General features: G+C 41.9%; 19 protein-coding genes. 10 read left to right on the forward strand and 9 right to left on the reverse strand.

Features of this window, described 5'->3' with window-relative positions; all coding sequences use genetic code 11:
* Positions 1-74 precede the first annotated feature (74 nt).
* The 4 genes from HC175_RS08830 to HC175_RS08845 all read right to left on the reverse strand — a co-directional run bounded on the left by HC175_RS08830 (position 75) and on the right by HC175_RS08845 (position 6,443).
* Entirely contained in the window at positions 75-1,052 is a 978-nt protein-coding gene (locus HC175_RS08830; RefSeq protein ID WP_168138279.1) for a LuxE/PaaK family acyltransferase, read from the reverse strand.
* A 47-nt stretch (positions 1,053-1,099) separates the two neighbouring features.
* The gene (locus HC175_RS08835) at positions 1,100-1,456 is read right to left on the reverse strand and encodes a T9SS type A sorting domain-containing protein (protein WP_168138124.1); all 357 of its coding nucleotides are present in this window, start codon (positions 1,454-1,456) and stop codon (positions 1,100-1,102) included.
* A gap of 169 nt (positions 1,457-1,625) precedes the next feature.
* Complete coding sequence (locus HC175_RS08840; protein WP_168138125.1) at positions 1,626-3,605, reverse strand: hypothetical protein; 1,980 nt, start codon at positions 3,603-3,605, stop codon at positions 1,626-1,628.
* Positions 3,606-3,650: 45 nt separating this feature from the next.
* Complete coding sequence (locus HC175_RS08845; RefSeq protein ID WP_235942565.1) at positions 3,651-6,443, reverse strand: TonB-dependent receptor; 2,793 nt, start codon at positions 6,441-6,443, stop codon at positions 3,651-3,653.
* A 571-nt stretch (positions 6,444-7,014) separates the two neighbouring features.
* On the opposite strand from HC175_RS08845, the gene HC175_RS08850 reads away from it, so the two are divergent.
* Complete coding sequence (locus HC175_RS08850) at positions 7,015-7,701, forward strand: response regulator transcription factor (RefSeq protein ID WP_168138126.1); 687 nt, start codon at positions 7,015-7,017, stop codon at positions 7,699-7,701.
* Positions 7,701-8,777 carry a sensor histidine kinase gene (locus HC175_RS08855; protein WP_168138127.1) on the forward strand — a complete coding sequence of 359 codons (1,077 nt, stop codon included), beginning with the start codon at positions 7,701-7,703 and terminating at the stop codon, positions 8,775-8,777. The genes HC175_RS08850 and HC175_RS08855 overlap by 1 nt, the downstream gene beginning before the upstream one ends.
* Here the strand turns inward: HC175_RS08855 and HC175_RS08860 are convergent.
* Positions 8,715-9,770, reverse strand: coding sequence for a glycosyltransferase (locus HC175_RS08860; protein ID WP_168138128.1), 1,056 nt, complete (start codon positions 9,768-9,770; stop codon positions 8,715-8,717). The genes HC175_RS08855 and HC175_RS08860 overlap by 63 nt on opposite strands.
* A gap of 67 nt (positions 9,771-9,837) precedes the next feature.
* Between HC175_RS08860 and trmB the strand changes: the two genes are divergently transcribed.
* The 7 genes from trmB to HC175_RS08895 all read left to right on the forward strand — a co-directional run bounded on the left by trmB (position 9,838) and on the right by HC175_RS08895 (position 14,441).
* Positions 9,838-10,512, forward strand: a complete 675-nt coding sequence (trmB, locus tag HC175_RS08865) for a tRNA (guanosine(46)-N7)-methyltransferase TrmB (protein WP_168138129.1) — start codon at positions 9,838-9,840, stop codon at positions 10,510-10,512.
* 5 nt (positions 10,513-10,517) lie between these two features.
* Positions 10,518-11,141, forward strand: coding sequence for a LysE family transporter (locus HC175_RS08870; protein WP_168138130.1), 624 nt, complete (start codon positions 10,518-10,520; stop codon positions 11,139-11,141).
* Entirely contained in the window at positions 11,141-11,467 is a 327-nt protein-coding gene (locus HC175_RS08875; protein ID WP_168138131.1) for an MGMT family protein, read from the forward strand. Before HC175_RS08870 ends, HC175_RS08875 begins: the two co-directional genes overlap by 1 nt.
* 125 nt (positions 11,468-11,592) lie before the next feature.
* Complete coding sequence (locus HC175_RS08880) at positions 11,593-12,720, forward strand: Mrp/NBP35 family ATP-binding protein (protein WP_168138132.1); 1,128 nt, start codon at positions 11,593-11,595, stop codon at positions 12,718-12,720.
* 2 nt (positions 12,721-12,722) lie between these two features.
* Positions 12,723-12,965, forward strand: a complete 243-nt coding sequence (locus tag HC175_RS08885; RefSeq protein ID WP_168138133.1) for a NifU family protein — start codon at positions 12,723-12,725, stop codon at positions 12,963-12,965.
* A 26-nt stretch (positions 12,966-12,991) separates the two neighbouring features.
* On the forward strand, positions 12,992-14,053 hold the full coding sequence (locus HC175_RS08890) for an NAD(P)/FAD-dependent oxidoreductase (protein ID WP_168138134.1): 1,062 nt from the start codon (positions 12,992-12,994) through the stop codon (positions 14,051-14,053).
* 49 nt (positions 14,054-14,102) lie between these two features.
* Positions 14,103-14,441, forward strand: coding sequence for a 2Fe-2S iron-sulfur cluster-binding protein (locus HC175_RS08895; RefSeq protein WP_168138135.1), 339 nt, complete (start codon positions 14,103-14,105; stop codon positions 14,439-14,441).
* Positions 14,442-14,716: 275 nt separating this feature from the next.
* On the opposite strand, the gene HC175_RS08900 is transcribed toward HC175_RS08895, so the two are convergent.
* The 4 genes from HC175_RS08900 to HC175_RS08915 all read right to left on the reverse strand — a co-directional run bounded on the left by HC175_RS08900 (position 14,717) and on the right by HC175_RS08915 (position 18,113).
* Positions 14,717-15,895 carry an acyl-CoA dehydrogenase family protein gene (locus HC175_RS08900; protein WP_168138136.1) on the reverse strand — a complete coding sequence of 393 codons (1,179 nt, stop codon included), beginning with the start codon at positions 15,893-15,895 and terminating at the stop codon, positions 14,717-14,719.
* Between the two features lie 290 nt (positions 15,896-16,185).
* On the reverse strand, positions 16,186-16,869 hold the full coding sequence (locus tag HC175_RS08905) for a tRNA1(Val) (adenine(37)-N6)-methyltransferase (RefSeq protein WP_168138137.1): 684 nt from the start codon (positions 16,867-16,869) through the stop codon (positions 16,186-16,188).
* 130 nt (positions 16,870-16,999) lie between these two features.
* Complete coding sequence (gene rimM, locus HC175_RS08910) at positions 17,000-17,524, reverse strand: ribosome maturation factor RimM (RefSeq protein WP_168138138.1); 525 nt, start codon at positions 17,522-17,524, stop codon at positions 17,000-17,002.
* 19 nt (positions 17,525-17,543) lie between these two features.
* Entirely contained in the window at positions 17,544-18,113 is a 570-nt protein-coding gene (locus HC175_RS08915; RefSeq protein ID WP_168138139.1) for a 30S ribosomal protein S16, read from the reverse strand.
* A gap of 240 nt (positions 18,114-18,353) precedes the next feature.
* Here HC175_RS08915 and HC175_RS08920 point away from each other — a divergent pair, with 240 nt between their 5' ends.
* Positions 18,354-18,803, forward strand: a complete 450-nt coding sequence (locus tag HC175_RS08920; protein ID WP_168138140.1) for a ferritin-like domain-containing protein — start codon at positions 18,354-18,356, stop codon at positions 18,801-18,803.
* Positions 18,804-18,808: the final 5 nt, after the last annotated feature.

Genomic DNA, 18,808 nt, shown 5'->3' on the forward strand with positions numbered 1-18,808 from the left:
ATGAAAACATAATCTAACCGTAAAGTAAGTCGGCAGAAAATCAGTTCCTTACAGGTGCATTAAAAATTTTTTTGTTAAAAAACCATCAGGTTGCACCCTCTTATATCGCTGTTGTCGAATCGCCCCAGAATCTCTGTTTTTCCGTCTTCCAAAGTCTTTCCTAAATCCTGAGTAGCAATAAAAGAGCAGGAATTAATATTGGCCAGATCGATCACGTTGATACCACCGGTTTTTCCTGTGGGCGATAATGTCAGTGCATCTTCAGGATCTCGTATAACGAGCTGCATCCAGGGAGGGCATTCAAAAATGCCATTTTTGAGGGCGTATGCCTGGGAAAGCAATTCGGTCATGCCATACTCGCTGTGGATATTTTCTACGCCCAATCCCTTTTTAAGTATCTCATGAAGTTCTGCGCGTATCATTTCTTTTCGGCGGCCCTTCATGCCTCCTGTTTCCATTACAACAGTGTGATTTAGTTGCAGATCATATTTTTCGGCAAGATCAAGTAGCGCAAACGAAACTCCAATGAGCAAAGTTTTCTCTTTCTTCTGTTCCAGCTTTTTAAGTTTATGGGCCAGGGCATCCAGGTCATGCAAATAGAAACCACTGTCTTCCTTTTTGCTGTTTTTGACGAGATCCTGAACCATGTAGATCAACGAAGACCCGGATCGCTCGAGATAAGATGGCAGTAAAGCAAGAATATTATAGTCTTCCACACTTCCGTAGAAAATCTCAAAGCACCTGCGGAAACTTTCCTCATAAATGGCCACAGTTGAAACATAATGTTTACTGGTTTGCTGCCCCGTTGTGCCGCTACTCGTAAAAGTAATTTCTTCATTCGTATTTGAAGTTAGAATGCGATGCGATTTGAAGAATTCTATGGGCAAAAAGGGTATCTCCCGGAGATGGTTCACATTTTTGGGATTGCGCCCCAGGTGGTCACAGAATTGCTGATATACTTTATTAGAAGTGTATTGAAATTCAAAAACCTGCAGTGAAATATCTGCAAATTCTTTTGAGGAGGAAATAGAAAATATGTGTTCTGGCTTCATCATGCTTGTGAAGCCGCAAAGTTAATTAATAAATAGAAGGAATATAATTAACGCACTACTAGCTTTCGGGTTGCTGTACTCTTACCTTCCTGGATCTTCATGATATATACTCCAGGCTCTAAAGCTGAAATATTGAGCTCGTTACCAATGAGTTGGGCAGAAAGAATAGCGTTTCCTAGGACATTATAGATCTCTACTTTCTTAGGTTTACCCTCTCTGGTATTGATATACACTTTCTGACCTGATGCAGGATTAGGATAAATGGAAAGCCCGTCAATAGGTACTTCTTTAACAGAAGTATCCATTCTAGCGGCAGTTTCCTGCGGAGATACCTGTGCAGAGGCCGGACTTGCTAAAAGCAAAAGGCCAATGATCATAAGGGGGTACAAGTAGAGTTGTTTCATTTTCAGCTAAGTATCAAATCAAAATTACAATAAAAAATTCAAAAACCGCACCAAATTTTACCTTCAGAAAAGTTAAATTGAAAAAATTACACAATAAATAAGAAAAGGCTACCGTTAGGCAGCCTTTTTACTTGAAGATCAACTTCTTAATTGGCTAAAACAAATAAGGTTAAAAGTTAACCCATGCAAAGCTTGCTACATCAACAGTGGCAGCAGCATCATAAGCGGCGGTAATACTTGCTGCTATCCCACCTATTTGAATTCCAGAGAGATCCGTTCTTCCTGCTTCCGTAATTTCCAGGTTTGTATCATAGCCAGAGAGAGAAAGGCCGGTAATAGTTGCTCCAGAATATTTTTTGAATTGCAGAGCCGTGCCACCTGTTGTTGAGACAGCAGTGAAATTTTCGATTTTTGGGTTTCCGTTTTCTCCATCGGCTTCAATAGCAGTAGAAAAATTCTCAATGGTATGGCGCACATAGGTATTCGTAATAGTTCCATTCCATCCTTCGGTCCAGTCTACGGCATCATCTTCGTTATTTTCAAGATAAAGGTTAGTCACTGAAACAGAACCTCCAAAAAATTCCACCCCATCATCTGCGCCATTCATAATAGCGACGTTCTCTATAGTGGTGCCAGATCCTACGGCATAAAGAGTAAGGCCATTGTACTGGGATTCAGGATTGATCTGTGCTCCAGCATCTGAAATGATGAGGTATTCAATAGAACCCGAGCTATCTTCAGAATTTTCACCTCCATAAATTATTCCTCCAACCTCAGCTGTAGCCTCGATTCCGGCCGTAGATCTGGCATTTCCCGCAATAACCAGTCCGCCCCAGCTTCCAGAATTCCCCGAAGTGGATGACATGATCACCGGATTGTTTTCGGTGCCATTGATATCTATCATTGCACCACGCTGCACAACAATATAAACCTCTGTAGCTTCGGTATTATCGTCAGTTCTTGCTGTAATTCTTACACCTTCAGGGATGGTTAGGGTGGCACCTTCTTCTACAGAAACTACTCCGTTGATAAGGTAGTGTGCGTTCGCTTCGAGAGAAAAATCTGTATCGATCGTTGCTGGAAGTACAGAAACTTCGGCCCTGTTATTAACCCAATTGAAACTGGCAGCATCTACAGTAGGGGTTACGGCGTAATTTAAAGAAGGATCGGCATCTTCTCCATCTATCTGGATTGCAGAAAGATCTGTTCTTCCGGCTTCAGTAATGTCAACAGAAGTATCATAACCCGACAGCGATAATCCCGTAATTGTTGCTCCAGATTGCTTTTTGAACTGCAAAGCGGTACCTCCTGTTGTGGAAACTGCAGTAAAATTATTGATCAAAGGATTTCCGTTAGCTCCATCGGCTTCAATTGCTGTAGAAAAGTTTTCGATGGTGTGAAGTACATAGACATTGTTGGCAGAACCATTCCATCCTTCGGTCCAGTCTACGGCATCATCCTCGTTGTTTTCGAGGTACAGGTTGGTGACTGAAACAGCACCTCCAAAAAATTCCACACCGTCATCAGATCCATTGAGGATAGCGACATTCTGGATCGAAGTTCCTGATCCCACACCATAGAGAGATAGCCCGTTGAACTGAGAATCTGCGTTGATCTGAGCCCCTGCATCAGAAAGTACGAGATAATTAATAGAACCCGAATTGTCTGAAGTATCATCACCTCCGTAAATTATTCCTCCAACTTCGGCAGTTGCATCAATTCCTGCAGTAGAGTTGGCATTCCCGGCGATGATAAGGCCGCCCCAGCTTCCGGCTTCACCACTTGCAGAGCGCATTACGACAGGGGCAGATGCTGTTCCCTGGATATTGATCTTTCCTCCTTGCTGTACAACGATATAAATACCTGTCGCAGGATTTTCATCGGCATCAGTATTGGCTACGATTTGAGTGCCTGCGGGAATGGTAAGGGTGGCGCCGCTTTCAACGGAAAGGATTCCTGTAAGTCGGTAGGTTTCTGTCGGGTCGAAGGTCACGTTGTTGTCTACGCTGCCCTCAAGATTAGCAGGGTCAATATTCCCGCCAACGGGATCAATTGGCTCCAAATTTTCATCGTCATTACTGCAGCCTGTAGCAGCAAGTCCAATAAGAATAAAGAGTAATAGGTAAATGGTTTTAGTTGCGTTTTTCATTTTCAAAAAGATTAAAGTTTAAATAGTTGTTTGTTGTATATGTGGTTAAAATGAATAGTTTATTCCGAGGCTTAGTACAGTGCCGCTGGTATAAGACCTTACAGTTTCGGCATTTTCGACACCCGTAGTGCTGGGTCTAATATTCTGTACTCTTTTTACTTCCGGATTTAAAAGGTTTTTTCCGCTTAGCTGAAGATCCCAGTGTTCACCAAATTTCTGGTTGAGCACTAGATCCAGCGTTACAAAACCTTTTTCAATGATCTCATCGTTATAAAAAACTGCTGTCTGAGTTTGAACCTCTGGTGCCCCAAGAGCATAAATTTTGTCTGACGCATAATTAGCTACCAGGGTAGCCTGAAAAGGATTGGAAGACTGGGTGCTAAGGTTTATTGATCCGTTAAAGATCCAGTCTGAAGCACCTTGTAGTCCTACAGAAGATTTACCATTGTACTGGAAAGTTCTTATAAACCTGCCATCTCTATAGACATTTTTAAGATCCTGTTCATGCCACATCCTGGTGGCATTAAGGCCTGCCTGTAATTCAATACCTTGAGAATCTTCATTTTTTATAATATCTACATTAGTGCCCAATTCAATCCCAAAAACATTGGCCTTTTCTCCTGCATTAAAAAAGGAAAAGACACCGGCCGCCCCTCTGTCCTGTACTCTGTTTATGGGATCCTTTATCTCTTTGAAGAATCCGGTAAGGGAGATCAGCTCTCCTGCGCTTGGGAAAAATTCATACTTGAGATCGAGGTTGAAATTTGTAGAAGCTTCGAGATCTGGATTTCCTCTGGTGATCTGGCCGGTTTGAGAAACGTATTCAAACGGCGCGATTTCTTTAAATTCAGGAATTGTGATCGTCCTGCTCACCGCCAGCCTGAAGTTTGAATTCTCAGTATAAGAATATTTTAAATTTAGGCTTGGATAGATATTGTCGTAATCCTTATTTGTGAACTGGGGCAGCGTGGAAGGATAATTATTTACATCAAAATTCACATCCAGTTCGTCGACCTGATACCTTGCTCCAGCATTGAAATTCCATTTTCCAAAGCCGAAGTTTAAATTAGCAAAACCACTATAGGACTGTAGCCTGGCATCATAAACATCTGGAGATAATCTTCGTATTCTAAGCTTTCCATTCTGGAAATTTTCGGTAGTAAAGACTTCAGAAAGCTGATCTATAGAGGGAGGATGAATGGTGTTGAAGCTGCTTTCTGTTACCCCGAAAAATCGTGAAATGAAGTCACGTTGTTTATTTCTGAAATTAGCACCTAATAAAAGGAATACATCCTTATTGTCTTCATGCTCTTTTAGGAAGGTGATTTTATCCTGAAGGAAGGCATTGATCTCTGTATCATCAATTCTCTGAGAAGATTTTCTTTGTTGAAATCCCCCCATGCGACCTAATTGTACAAAGCCTTCTCCATCTATGTTTACCTCATTCCTTATCCTGTTAGGTTCATCGGCATTGACAAGGTTATATCCTAAAGCCCATTCCAGTTCGTTTCTTTCCGAGAGGTCATGGCTGCCATGGAGCTGGTTAACCCAAAGTCGTGTTTGTTTTATATTTTGATCGCGAACAAACTGGTTCAGATTTTCTGAAGGAGAAGTCTCTTCGAATACTACGCCTTCAGCATTTCGGCCGCTTTCATAAACTTCATCAGTAAGTTTGTTAATGAATAAGCTGGTGACTTTGATCCTGTTCCTGTCGTTTAATCTGTAGCCAAGGTCCAATAAAGCCGTTATATTTTCAGTTTTCCTGAAAATTTCTACATCCGAGAAAAGATCGTAAAGGTTATTGCTCCTAAATTCTCGAAAGGTTCCTTCGTTGTATTCAAAAGAGATATCCCGTGATCCTGTAAACAGGAGTCTTGCCTTTCCACCAATATTTGTTCCTGCTGTTAAAGAGTAACCTCGGTTCACAGGGAAATCGTTGATCTGCGGATCCCAGGCCTGGTTATTCAACGCACTTTCAGTGGACATTTTTTGGCTATAGAAACCTGCAGTCACATCTTTCTGGTTGGTAGAAACTTTGAAGCTTTTAAACTGCCCAATTACATTTGTATTAATCCCGGCATCAAGCCCCAGCTCAAATTCCTTTTTCCCTGCCAGCTCCCTGGAGGTAATATCAATTGTTCCGGAAGCCTGATCGGCTGAATTTTCTGCGGAGTAGGTTTTGCTTATACTAACATTTTGAATTACACTTGTCGAAAATAATCCCAGATCTATGTTTTTTCTCTCCACATCATCAGAAGGAACAGGCAGGCCATTAAAGGTCGTATAGAGGTAACGGTCTCCAAGCCCTCTTACAAAAAGATCTCCTGAAGCTTCACTTGTAGTAACGCCCGAAATCTTTGAAGTAGCAGTAGCGACATCAGAAACTCCCATTTTTGACAACTGTTTTGCTCCAATACTTTCTTTAATGTCAATTGCTCTCTTTTGTTCCAGGAGCAGGGCGACTTCTGAATCTCTTCTTGAAACTGTATTTATTACTACTTCGTCAAGAGAAGCTGCGCTACTCCCTAATTCTGAATTTACTTCGGTAACTTTGTTGGCTACCACCTCTACATTTGGAACTTCAAGAGTTTCATATCCAAGGAAGCTAAACACAATAGTGTAAATCCCTGGTTCCAGGTTATCCAGGGAATAAAGCCCATCCATATCTGTAGTGGCTCCCTTGGTAGACCCTTTTAGTAAAACATTAGCAAAAGGCAACGGTTCCCCCTGCATTTCTTTGTCTACGAGTTTTCCGGCTATAGTACCGGTTTCTGGATTTTGCGCTTGAATGGCGAGTGTCGAAAAAGCCATAATTGCAAAAAATAAAATACTTCTCATTTTTGTCGAATTTCTATGCCGCAAAGAAAGACTTGAAGTGTAAATGCAGTGTTAACCTCATTTTAAACAACTATCACTTCTAGGTTATCCCAATATTAAGTGCAGCACTTTGGCGGGCGGACATTATGTAATCATTGTTAAATAACCCTTTCCGCCAGGTTTCCTCACTGTTAATTTCAGCATGTGGCGAGGGTGCAGGATTTTATTAATTCAGATATTTTTGGCTGATCCATTTCCTGTGGAAGTAGAAGTCGTGGCGTTTTAAACCCCTGATGCATAAATCATGTAAGGGTTTTCGCCAGGTAGAAGTGCGTGTTTTTCAGGATGTAAAATGGTCAGAAGTATTTTCCGCAGAAAAAATCAGAGCAATAGAACCTGCAGTATATGGAATGGCCTAACGCTTCAGTAATCTTTTGATAATTTTTAGTTTACATTAGAAAGGGGGAGAATAGATATTTTTGAGGGGCTTTGTGGGTGCAGAAAAACAGCATCTGCCACCTCACAACCTTAGTCTTCACATAGCTATGAATTAAGATCTCTTTAAACGATATTTGTAAAAGAACTAGATAAGATGAAAAAAAGTGACATTTGTATTTTGTTAGTCGATGATGAACCAGATATTATAGAGATCATTCGGTACAATCTCGCTGCAGAAGGCTATAAAGTAACTACCGCCGAAAACGGGGTGGAAGCCTTAAAAGTGGCCAGGAAACAAAAACCTCATCTTATCATCCTCGATGTAATGATGCCCGAGATGGATGGTATGGAGACCTGTATACAAATGAGAAAAGATCCAGAGCTTGCCAATACGTTGATCACATTCCTAACCGCCCGGGGGGAAGACTATTCTCAAATGGCAGGTTTTGATGCCGGGGCAGATGATTATATCACCAAACCTATTAAGCCAAAGGTCTTAATAAGTAAAGTAAAGGCCTTGCTTAGGCGTCTCAACGAAGGTGCACCTGCGAGAGCCGAAATAATAACTGCGGGCGATCTTGAGATCAATCGTGAGGAGTATAAGGTGACAAGAGGGGAGGAAATTATCATGTTGCCTCGCAAAGAATTCGAATTGTTGTACTTACTGACCTCTCAGCCAGGCAGAGTTTTTCAGAGAGATGAGATCCTGGAAAGAGTTTGGGGTAATGAAGTAGTAGTAGGCGGCCGCACCATTGATGTTCACATTAGAAAATTACGGGAAAAGATAGGAGATGAAAGCATTAGAACCATCAAAGGCGTAGGTTACAAGTTTGTAGAATAATGGCAAAAACTTTTAGGCGCTCATATAAATTTGCGGTAAAGACCTCGATTTACGTCAGTCTTTTCTTAACAGCAGTCTCTGCTGTTTTCCTTGTTATTTATGACGCTTATTCAGAATGGGCTTTGCTGCTTTATGCTTTTTCTTGCTTCATTTTTGCCTTTCTTATTATTCAGTATCGGGTAGAATTTTTCATTTACAAGAAGATCAAAAAGATCTACGAAAATGTGAGCATGCTTAGTGCGACTCCTTTAAATCCAGAACAAGTCACTACAGATATGACTACGCTTTCTCAAGAGGTGCAGAAATTCGCCGAAGGCAAAAAACTGGAAATTGAAGCTTTAAAGGTGCGAGATTCCTACCGTAAGGAATTCATGGGTAACATTTCCCATGAACTAAAAACCCCGCTTTTTACCGTGCAGGGATATATTGAAACCCTTTTGGACGGAGCAATGAAAGACAAAACAGTAAGAAAGCAATATTTGTCGCGTGCTGCTAAAGGAGTGGAGCGCCTGGTTTATATAGTTCAGGATCTGGACATGATCACAAAACTGGAAACAGGAGAATTAAGACTGAAGCCTGAAGCATTTGATGTGGTAGAATTGGTGCAGAATGTTTTTGATCTGCTGGAAATGAAAGCGGCCAAGAAAAATATTACCCTGAATTTCGAGTCTGAATACGCTCCAATGTGGGTAAAGGCAGATAAGGAAAGGATACAACAGGTCATTACCAATCTTATTGTCAATTCTATAAAGTATGGTAAAAATGACGGAACTACAGAGGTTTCAATAGAAGAGCATTCAAAAAGAAAGATCATCATTAGAATAAATGATAATGGTGAGGGGATCCAAAAGGAGCATATTCCAAGGCTTTTCGAACGTTTTTACAGGGTAGACAAAAGTGGCTCCAGGAAAGAAGGTGGCTCGGGTCTTGGTTTGGCCATTGTCAAACACTTGCTTGAAGCGCACAAGGAAAAGATCTTTGTGGAAAGTACTCATGGCATAGGCAGTGAATTCTCATTCACCCTTAAAAAGGCCAAAAAGGCGAGAAAAGTCGCAGATAAATCCGGGGTCCTTTAATCCGCTGAAATTTTTCACCTCCTCCAATTTTTCCCAGCTGAATTCCTCCTGCTTACAATAAGGTGCATAACCAAGTTTCAACATTCGCTCTGCGAGATATTCCTGTTCAAATTGACCTGGGGTGGGAATGAAAAAAGCCTTTTTTTCAAGTTTCGCGAGATCCATCAGGGTGGTGTACCCGGAACGTGCAATGATTACCTCACTGCTGTTAAGAGCGTCCTCCAGTTCTTTTCCAAAAAGGTAATTTTTGACCTCGATCTTTGATCCAGTAATGGGTGGTTCATCTTTTATAATTCCTCTAACGAACAGTATGCTGCTGTTCAAAGAATGTAGTTGCTTCAACAATCGTGTTTCAAGAAGTGACCTTTGAGGTTCGGGCCCGGAAAGCAGCACCATAAAATCATATTTTTGAGAGGTCTGTTTTTTCTGAAACCTGCTAATAATTCCCATGTATTTTACAACATCGGGTTGTTTGCTGGCATGACCAAGGTAACCACTAAGATTGGGCCTGCCCGGCGAGTCGGGCACCCAGCACTGGTCGTATTTTCTTATATAGCGCTGGTGAAGCCTGCTGCTTAAGAAAGTAGTGTTGCCAGAGAGAACGTTGAGCTGATGGGTAATAAAAACATTAGGCAAATGTTTATGTCGCACTCCAAACCGGCTATCAGAAATTATCCCGTGTAAATTCAGCTTCTCGACCAAAGCGCGAGTGGCTTGTTTTTCTTTTTTGATGTTCTTCAGGATGTGCGGACTATCCAAAAGGAGCTTCCATTTCAAAAGACTTCCTCTGTTTGTGTAAGTGATGTTATAGGCGGGTAGCTCGAAAGCTTTTAGCTGCGGAAATTCCTTTTTCAGCAGTTGAAGTGCAGCACCATCAGATGCTATGATAGGAGTAAAACCTTTTTCTTCCAGCTTTTTTATAAGTGGAATGCATCGTGTGGCGTGGCCTAATCCCCAGTTAATTGGCGCAACCAGAACCCTTCTACTTCGCATAAAACAAATATAAATTAAAGGCCTGTGAGGGATTTTATTTAATTTTACCAAAATATTAAATTTTCAGGTGGGAAGTAAAAATAAATTAAGGCGGTTTAGAGAAAATGAAACATTTGCAAATGTGGTTCAACCTACCCGGGAAGAAGTCGTTGATGGAGATTTTTATTTAAAAGGTAACTGGAGTGAAAATTTCTTTAAGAACAATAAACCTATTGTACTCGAATTAGGCTGCGGAAAAGGAGAGTACAGTGTAGGCCTTGCCCAGGCTTTCCCCGAAAAGAATTTCTTAGGAATTGATATCAAAGGTGCCAGATTCTGGAGAGGTGCAAAGACCGCTCTGGAAGAAGGGCTCGATAATGTGGGCTTTCTTAGAAGTCAGATCGAATTGATCGACCTTCTCTTTGCCGAAGATGAGGTTGACGAGATCTGGATCACCTTTCCCGATCCACAGATCAAATACAAGCGCACCAAGCACCGCATGACAAATTCTGAATTTCTTCAAAAGTACAAGAAGATCCTCAAGCCCCAGGGGCTGGTCAATCTTAAGACCGATAGTGAATTCATGCATGGTTATACGTTAGGTCTCCTGCATGGTGAAGGGCATGAAGTGATCCAGGCAAATCATGATGTTTACAAAAATGAATATTCTCCAAAAGAAGTAACAGGTATCCAGACATTTTACGAAAAACAGTATCTTGAGCAGGGAAAGCCTATAACTTATGTACAGTTTAGGATAAAATAAGAGCATTGGAGGAAACCCGTATTTTCCTTATTACCTATTTTGCGGCCTTACTTGGGGTGGTCCCGCCGGGATTGGTGAACATGAGTGTTGCCAAGACCTGCCTTAAAAGAGGAAAGGCAAATGGGGTTTTTATGGCTTTTGGTGCATCTTTAGTTGTTGTACTGCAGGCTGCTTTAGCCATTATGCTGGCCCGCTATATATTCGATAATGCCTATATCAACAGTATACTGCTAAGAGCTGGTTTTGTGATATTCCTTATCATGATGTTTTATTTTCTCTTAATGGCACAGCGAAGAAGAAAAGAGGTCGAGGTAACCTCAACTTCAGGCGTGAAAAGTGTGCTAAAGGGAATGGTCATAGGAGCGCTTAATATCTTTCCAATTCCCTTTTTCGTTGCTCTTGCTGCAGCTCTAAATGTCAATGGAGATGTAGATTATCATCTGCTTAACAACACTGTATTTGTCATTGCCGCTGCGCTCGGCACTTTTACAACCCTCTATTTGTACGCCCTTTTTTTTGCGAAAATAGAAGCCGAAGGTACCTTCTTCGCGAAGTACTCCAATTACTTTATGGCCGGATTAATGCTCATCCTTGTGATCATCACCTTCATTAGAATTTATACGCAGTAATGACCGAAACTTCTTTCTTTGACAGGGTCTATGAGGTGGTGAAGCAAATTCCCAGAGGAAAGGTCACCAGTTATGGAGCCATTGCCAATTTTATAGGAGCCAGCGGGAGTGCCAGGATGGTGGGCTGGGCTATGAATAATGCATCAAAGATGGAGGATATTCCGGCACACAGAGTGGTTAACCGAAATGGTCTTCTTACAGGCAAACATCATTTTCCAGGGACTAGGCTTATGGAGCAGATGCTCGAGGCTGAAGGTGTGCAGATCGAGGAAGATAAGATCGTCAATTTTCAGCAGCATTTTTGGGATCCTTCAGCAGAACTTTAGCTTATTTCACCATCAGTTTTTCTGATCTTTAAAAAAGGGTAATAACTTCGTTATCTTAGCTTTTCCGCTTATATTTGCATTTAGAATGAATCTATATAAGGTTCAGAAATATCAAGTAATACAGCATGAAACTTAATCGTAAAGATATATTAGAGGCTCTGGAAAAAATTTCGGTTTCTGGGGATAGTAAGAATATGGTGGAAAGTGGTGCGGTTCAGAACATTATGACCTTTGGTGACGAGGTAGTTGTGGATCTCCTGCTCACTACGCCAGCACTTCATATTAAAAAACGTGCAGAGGTTGACGTGATGAAGACCATTCATGAACATGTTCACCAAAAAGCAAAGGTGAAGGTAAATATCAAAGTACAGGCACCCGAGAAAACTGAGATCAAAGGGAAATCTATTCCCGGAATTAAAAATATCATTGCTGTTGCTTCTGGAAAAGGAGGCGTAGGTAAATCTACTGTAACTGCAAATCTTGCAGTTACCCTCGCAAAAATGGGATTTAAAGTAGGTCTTCTGGATTCAGATATTTACGGCCCATCGATGCCTATAATGTTTGATGTACAAACAGAGCGGCCGCTTTCTGTGAATGTAGATGGAAAATCAAAGATGAAACCTGTCGAGAATCACGGTGTAAAATTACTTTCAATAGGTTTTTTCACGCAGCCAAATCAGGCGGTGATCTGGAGGGGACCAATGGCTGCAAAAGCATTGAATCAAATGATCTTTGATGCTGCCTGGGGCGAGCTGGATTTTTTATTGGTAGATCTTCCTCCGGGAACAGGAGATATTCATCTTTCGATCATGCAGTCCCTTCCTTTAACTGGAGCAGTTGTGGTAAGTACTCCGCAAAACGTAGCTCTGGCCGATGCCCGTAAAGGAGTAGCTATGTTCCAGCAGGAAAGTATTAATGTTCCTGTTCTCGGAATTATAGAGAACATGGCATACTTTACTCCGGAAGAGCTGCCAGATAATAAATATTACATTTTTGGAAGGGAAGGAGCTAAGTTGTTGGCCGAAGACCTGCAGGTTCCATTCCTGGGGGAGATTCCATTGGTGCAGAGTATAAGAGAAGCGGGTGATATAGGTCATCCTGCTGCCTTACAGGAAAATACACCATTATCTGATGCCCTGGAGCTACTTACCCAAAACGTGGTACAGGAAACGGTGAAGCGCAACAAAAGCTTACCTCCTACCGAAGCAATTAAAATCACCACTATGGCCGGCTGTAGTGCAGTTAATAAATAGTCATGACAAGCGAAGAAGTTAGGTTAAACGTAGAAAGGGCTCTTGAAGAAATTAGACCTTTCCTTAAAAATGATGGAGGAGATATTTCTCTTATCAGCATAGAAGATGACCGGCTGGTAAAGGTGCAGCTCGAGGGAGCTTGCGTAGGTTGTAGTGTGAATACCATGACCCTTAAGTCCGGCGTTGAGATGACCATTAAACGATACGTACCTCAAATCGAGAAAGTGCTGAATATCGAGAAATAACAAGGCACTTCACAAAACAAGACGGAATGATTAAAACAGATATGTTGATTATCGGCGCGGGGCCTACGGGCCTTTTTGCCGTGTTTGAAGCAGGATTATTAAAGTTGAAATGTCATTTGATAGACGCCTTGCCTCAGCCAGGAGGACAGTGTTCAGAGATCTATCCAAAGAAACCTATTTATGATATTCCGGCATTTCCAGAGATACTGGCTGGCGACCTTGTAGATAACCTCATGGAGCAAATTCGTCCTTTTGAACCAGGTTTTACACTTGGGGAAAGGGCAGAGACCATAGAAAAACTGGAAGACGGTTCTTTTATAGTTACTACAAGCGAAGGGACAAGACACCAGGCACCGGTAGTTGTAATTGCCGGCGGACTTGGAAGTTTCGAACCCCGTAAACCACCTATTCCTAATATTTCAAAATACGAAAATAACGGAGTGGCTTATATGATCAAGGAACCTGAAGATTACCGCAACAAACGTGTGGTGATCGCCGGGGGTGGAGATTCGGCTCTGGACTGGGCCATCTATCTTTCTGAAGTAGCTTCGGAAGTTTCCCTGGTTCACAGAAGAAATGAATTCCGTGGCGCATTAGATTCCGTAGAGAAAGTTTCTGAACTCTCTAAAATAGGAAAAATCAACCTCATTACCCAGGCAGAAGTAGTAGGCCTGAATGGTGAAGGTGCATTAGAATCGGTAGTGATAAGACACAACGGGAATGCTTCAGAAGAAGAGGTCAAAGAGACAGATTACTTTATTCCGCTCTTCGGACTTTCCCCAAAACTGGGACCAATTGCGAACTGGGGGCTGGAGATCGAGAAGAACGCGATCAAGGTCGACAACAGCTATGACTACCAAACTAACGTGCCGGGAATCTATGCCATTGGCGATGTAAATACATATCCGGGAAAACTAAAATTGATCCTTTGTGGGTTCCATGAAGCTGCGATCATGTGCCAAAGTGCCTACCAACGCATCTTCCCCGATAAGAAATATGTCATGAAATACACTACCGTAAGTGGAGTAAATGGGTTTGACGGCAGCAAGAAGGAAGCGAAAAGAGAAGTAGTAAAAAGTATTAATTGAAAACCAGACCTCACAGGTTTCAAAAACCTGTGATGTCATCTGTTTCGATATGTCAGATATAAAGATCACCATTATTGACCGCGAAGGAGAGGCGCATCTTGTAGATGCACCTACAGATATGAACATGAACTTGATGGAGGTGATTCGTCTGCACGAACTGGCACCAGAAGGTACTATTGGCATTTGCGGCGGAATGGCCATGTGTGCTTCCTGCCAATGTTATATGCTGAATAAAGATCATTTACTTCCGGAGAAATCTTATGAGGAGGAAGATATGCTCGACCAGGCATTCTTTGTGCAGGAAAACAGTCGCTTAAGCTGCCAGATTCCTATGGAAAAAGAACTGGAGGGTCTTGAAGTAAAAATCGCTCCCTTTAACGCAGACTAGCCAAAAAAGGGTTCAGTTTTTGCCCTTTTTGGAGGGTATGTAAATTCAAAGCAGGATGAACCTCAATGTGATCGTTTTTTATTCAAATAAGTCGAAAGACTATCTTAAGCTGGATGGAGTCATCTCCAAAAAGCCGGTTGAGCTTAAAAGCGAATGCTGTGAAAAATATAAAAAGGGCAAACGCTGCAAGCGTTGCCCTTGTTTTGATTTAGATTTCTAGATCTGTTTCTTTTATAGACCTCACAGGTTTTCAAAACCTGTGAGGTCTTATGTTTTTATTCGAAAGCCGGAATACCTGTAATATCCAAGCCGGTGATCAACAGGTGAATATCATGAGTGCCTTCATAGGTGATCACACTTTCCAGGTTCATCGAGTGACGCATGATGCTGTATTCGCCGGTAATTCCCATACCACCTAATATTTGTCTCGCTTCCCGGGCAATGTTTATTGCCATGGCCACGTTATTTCTTTTTGCCATCGATATCTGGGCAGAGGTTGCAGTACCTTCATTCCTCATTACACCCAATCTCCAGGCAAGTAACTGCGCTTTAGTGATCTCGGTGATCATCTCGGCCAGTTTCTTTTGCTGCAGCTGGAAACTCGCTATAGGTTTGCCAAATTGCTCTCGTTCTTTCGCATAACGTAAGGCCGTGTCATAGCAGTCCATCGCAGCACCAATTGCGCCCCAGGCAATTCCGTAGCGGGCTGAGTCTAGACAACCAAGAGGAGCTCCCAATCCGCTTTTTTCGGGCATTAGGTTTTCCTTCGGAACTTTTACATTGTTAAACACAAGTTCCCCGGTTGCACTTGCGCGCAAAGACCATTTGTTGTGGGTTTCAGGAGTTGAAAAGCCTTCCATTCCACGTTCCACGATAAGACCGTGAATGCGACCTTCTTCATTCTTTGCCCATACAATTGCAATGTCGGCAAAAGGTGCATTAGAGATCCACATTTTTGCGCCGTTAAGCAGGTAGTGATCTCCTTTGTCTTTGAAATTTGTGGTCATTCCCCCGGGATTAGAGCCGTGATCGGGCTCGGTCAATCCAAAGCAGCCTATCATTTCTCCTGAAGCGAGCTTCGGAAGATATTTTTTCTTCTGCTCCTCAGTTCCATATTTGAAAATAGGATACATTACTAATGATGACTGCACTGAAGCTGTGGATCGAACACCACTGTCACCACGCTCAATTTCCTGCATGATTAGGCCGTAGGAGATCTGGTCTAATCCGGCGCCGCCATATTCTTCAGGAATGTAAGGGCCAAAAGCACCGATCTCTGCCAGGCCATTTATTAGTTGCTTCGGAAATTCGGCTTTTTGAGCCGCTTCTTCTATAATGGGAGATACTTCACGCTTCACCCATTCGCGGGAAGCGTCGCGTACCATTTTATGTTCATCACTGAGTAATTCGTCAAGATTATAGTAATCTGGAGCCTGAAATTGGTCTGCTTTCATTGTGGGTTTGTTTGTTATTTGTCTGGAAGAGTAAATTTAAGCAATCAAAAATTAAAAGATAGTGGGAAAAGAAGATTAAGGGCGCTTCTTTCTAATAAAAAAACCAGAAATCAGGAGGGAAAAAACAAGAAGATGCTGAAACAAGTTCAGCATGACGAATAGCACAGGGAGTTATAGAAAGGACTACAGGAGTGCGTCACCCTGAATTTATTTCAGGGTATTAATAATTTTATACAGAATTGTGAACCCTTTCAGGGTTTCAAACCCTGAAAGGGTTGGTAAATATTCTCCTACATCTTCAAATAAAAATCCTTCACCAGGTCGGTGTATTCCGGGGTGTATTGATGTCTCGCGGTTTCTATTACCAACACATCTTCAATTGGCTCACCTTCCAAAAATGACAATTCCAGCAGACATCTTTTTACCGGAGAATCGGGGGTTCCTTTTACACGTGTGATTCGTTGTGGAAAAAGATCGAAGTTTGACGCGAGGGAGAGAAATTTCTTCTCTTCTGAAATGGGAAGAACAAGGCTGAATTTTCCCCTTTTTGAGAGGAGTAGGGAAACACCTTCCAATAATTCTTTGAACGGCAGCGCCTCTGCAAACCTTGCCTGATCCCGCTTCGCATCTCCTGAAGAATAATCGGCTGAGTAAAACGGCGGATTCGAAATTATAAGGTCATACTTTTCTTCTTCTTCTTCCATTCCTTCATCCTGCATCTCCTCGACAAACTCATCAAAGGCTGCGTGATAACAAAATAACCTGTCGCCCCAGTCGCTGTTCTCAAAATTCTCCACTGCCTGTTCGTAGGCATCTTCATCTATTTCCAGCGCATCAATGAGTTCTGCGCTACTGCGTTGCGCCAGCATAAGCGCTATAACTCCCGTGCCGGTACCAACGTCCAAGATAGAAGAGGGGTCATGTGCAAGAGATGTCCAGGCGCCAAGTAGTACTCCGTCGGTGCCGACTTTCATGGCTGTGCGATCCTGCTGTATAGAAAATTTTTTAAACCTAAAAATAATATCGAGAATTTAGTGGTGTGTATTGAGAAAGGTTAAAAAAGGGATTTTGAACCTTGAACTTTAAACCTAAAACGTTGAATTCTTAAAGATATAAATCGATCAATCCCTCCGGAGTTTTCACAAAGATCGTTTTGTTCTTTTTATCCACTTTTTCCAGGAACTGGTCATTCATGGGGATAAGTACCTGTTTGCCGTTCTTTTCGATCTCGAAAAGGGCCTGGGTAGTGGTATCGTTAATTCCGGTGAGGGTGCCAACGGTACCGTAATTTGCATCTTCAACAGTAAAACCTATGATCTCATGGAAGTAGAATTGTTCTTCGCCGAGCTCGGGTAGCAGATTGAGCGGCAGGTAAAGATCGCATTTCATCAGGTCTTCGGCGTCCTCTTCAGAATCTACTTCTTCAAATTTCACCCTTAACAGACTACTTTTTTGGAGAGAGCTTCTTTCAATAAAAAATGGAACCAGATTATTGTCATATTCGACAAAAACTGATTCCATTTCTAAATAACTTTCGGGTTCATCGGTATCGAGTTTGATCAATACCTCCCCCTTAAAACTGAATTTACTAACGATCCTGCCAAGATAGAAACACTCTTCCTTTGTCATTGCTCGTTAGAATGAAAATTTAAGAACCAGTCTGGTCTTGTTTTTCTTCAGCGTTTGCTTCAGCAGCAGTAGCGTCATCCACTTCATTTGCAGCAGCAGCTTCCTGGTCTTCGGTAGTTTCCTCAACTTCAGGTTGTGCAGCGGCAGCAGCTTCGGCTTCACGTTTTGCGTTCACTTCTTTTTCAGCTTCAAGAGCTTTAGCACGGGCAGCTTGCTGCTCTTTGCTTAAGTTCTCTTTCTTAGCATCAACTTTACCCTCTTTTTCTTCAACCCATGCATTGAATTTCTCATCTGCTTGTTCTTGAGTCAAAGCGCCTTTTCTTACACCACCAGCAAGGTGATTTTTAAGAAGTACTCCTTTGTAAGACAGGATAGCTTTTGCAGTCTCTGTAGGCTGTGCACCATTCTGTAACCATTGTACAGACTTGTCAACATTGATCTCAATAGTTGCAGGATTGGTGGTTGGATTGTAAATTCCTAGTTTTTCAAGAAATCTACCATCTCTTTTTGCGCGTGAGTCCGCAGCAACGATCCAGAAAAAAGGCTTTCCTTTTTTACCGTGTCTTTGTAATCTGATCTTTACAGGCATAAAAATTAATTTGTGGGGTTCCCGACCCCGGTTATTAATGAGGGGGCAAAGATACTATTATTTTTGATTGTAAATTAAGGAGTTATAAAAAAATATCGTGCTTCAACTACTGCGGGATTTTTCTTTGTACTATTCACTTCGTAAAGATTTGCTAAACCCTGTTAAACATGAGGTTAAGTTGTATGAAGCGTACTATATTAGGGGTGAAAGAGAAAAAAATTGCTAACGAAAAAAATCATTATGAGTACAACAAAAGAAATGGCAGAGCAGCTCAATGAGTTGCTGGAAAAGAATTACGATTCCGAGAAAGGATTTAAGAATGCTGCTGAAGATGTAAAAAACAGCAGGCTAAAATCCTATTTTGAACAAAAGGCGCAGCAGCGGTATGATTTTGGCCACGAGCTTAAGAGTGAAATAAGAAACCTTGGAGAAGATCCGGACAAAGGAACAAGTTTGAAAGGAGACGCACACAGGGCCTGGATGGATCTAAAGACCGCATTTTCTTCAGATAATGAAGAAGCTGTACTTGAAGAAGCTATAAGAGGGGAAAAGGTCGCTGTAGAAGATTATAATAAGATCATCAATAATGCCGAGCTTCCACCCTCTACTGTAAATCTCCTTATAAAGCAACGAAATGCTATTGAACGCACCTTGAACGAGGTCAAAGGCCTGGAAGAGGCATTTGATTGATGTAT

This window comes from Salinimicrobium oceani, from assembly GCF_012037645.1.

Bases quoted from the DNA above. Each gene is read 5' to 3' on its own strand.
- HC175_RS08915 (WP_168138139.1), bottom strand. From the start codon at position 18,113: ATGCCTGTAAAGATCAGATTACAAAGACACGGTAAAAAAGGAAAGCCT.
- HC175_RS08830 (WP_168138279.1), bottom strand. From the start codon at position 1,052: ATGAAGCCAGAACACATATTTTCTATTTCCTCCTCAAAAGAATTTGCA.
- HC175_RS08875 (WP_168138131.1), top strand. From the start codon at position 11,141: ATGACCGAAACTTCTTTCTTTGACAGGGTCTATGAGGTGGTGAAGCAA.
- HC175_RS08880 (WP_168138132.1), top strand. From the start codon at position 11,593: ATGAAACTTAATCGTAAAGATATATTAGAGGCTCTGGAAAAAATTTCG.
- HC175_RS08920 (WP_168138140.1), top strand. From the start codon at position 18,354: ATGAGTACAACAAAAGAAATGGCAGAGCAGCTCAATGAGTTGCTGGAA.
- HC175_RS08905 (WP_168138137.1), bottom strand. From the start codon at position 16,869: ATGAAAGTCGGCACCGACGGAGTACTACTTGGCGCCTGGACATCTCTT.
- HC175_RS08895 (WP_168138135.1), top strand. From the start codon at position 14,103: ATGTCAGATATAAAGATCACCATTATTGACCGCGAAGGAGAGGCGCAT.
- rimM (WP_168138138.1), bottom strand. From the start codon at position 17,524: ATGACAAAGGAAGAGTGTTTCTATCTTGGCAGGATCGTTAGTAAATTC.
- HC175_RS08840 (WP_168138125.1), bottom strand. From the start codon at position 3,605: ATGAAAAACGCAACTAAAACCATTTACCTATTACTCTTTATTCTTATT.
- HC175_RS08890 (WP_168138134.1), top strand. From the start codon at position 12,992: ATGATTAAAACAGATATGTTGATTATCGGCGCGGGGCCTACGGGCCTT.
- HC175_RS08850 (WP_168138126.1), top strand. From the start codon at position 7,015: ATGAAAAAAAGTGACATTTGTATTTTGTTAGTCGATGATGAACCAGAT.
- HC175_RS08835 (WP_168138124.1), bottom strand. From the start codon at position 1,456: ATGAAACAACTCTACTTGTACCCCCTTATGATCATTGGCCTTTTGCTT.
- HC175_RS08900 (WP_168138136.1), bottom strand. From the start codon at position 15,895: ATGAAAGCAGACCAATTTCAGGCTCCAGATTACTATAATCTTGACGAA.
- HC175_RS08855 (WP_168138127.1), top strand. From the start codon at position 7,701: ATGGCAAAAACTTTTAGGCGCTCATATAAATTTGCGGTAAAGACCTCG.
- HC175_RS08885 (WP_168138133.1), top strand. From the start codon at position 12,723: ATGACAAGCGAAGAAGTTAGGTTAAACGTAGAAAGGGCTCTTGAAGAA.
- HC175_RS08845 (WP_235942565.1), bottom strand. From the start codon at position 6,443: ATGAGAAGTATTTTATTTTTTGCAATTATGGCTTTTTCGACACTCGCC.
- HC175_RS08860 (WP_168138128.1), bottom strand. From the start codon at position 9,770: ATGCGAAGTAGAAGGGTTCTGGTTGCGCCAATTAACTGGGGATTAGGC.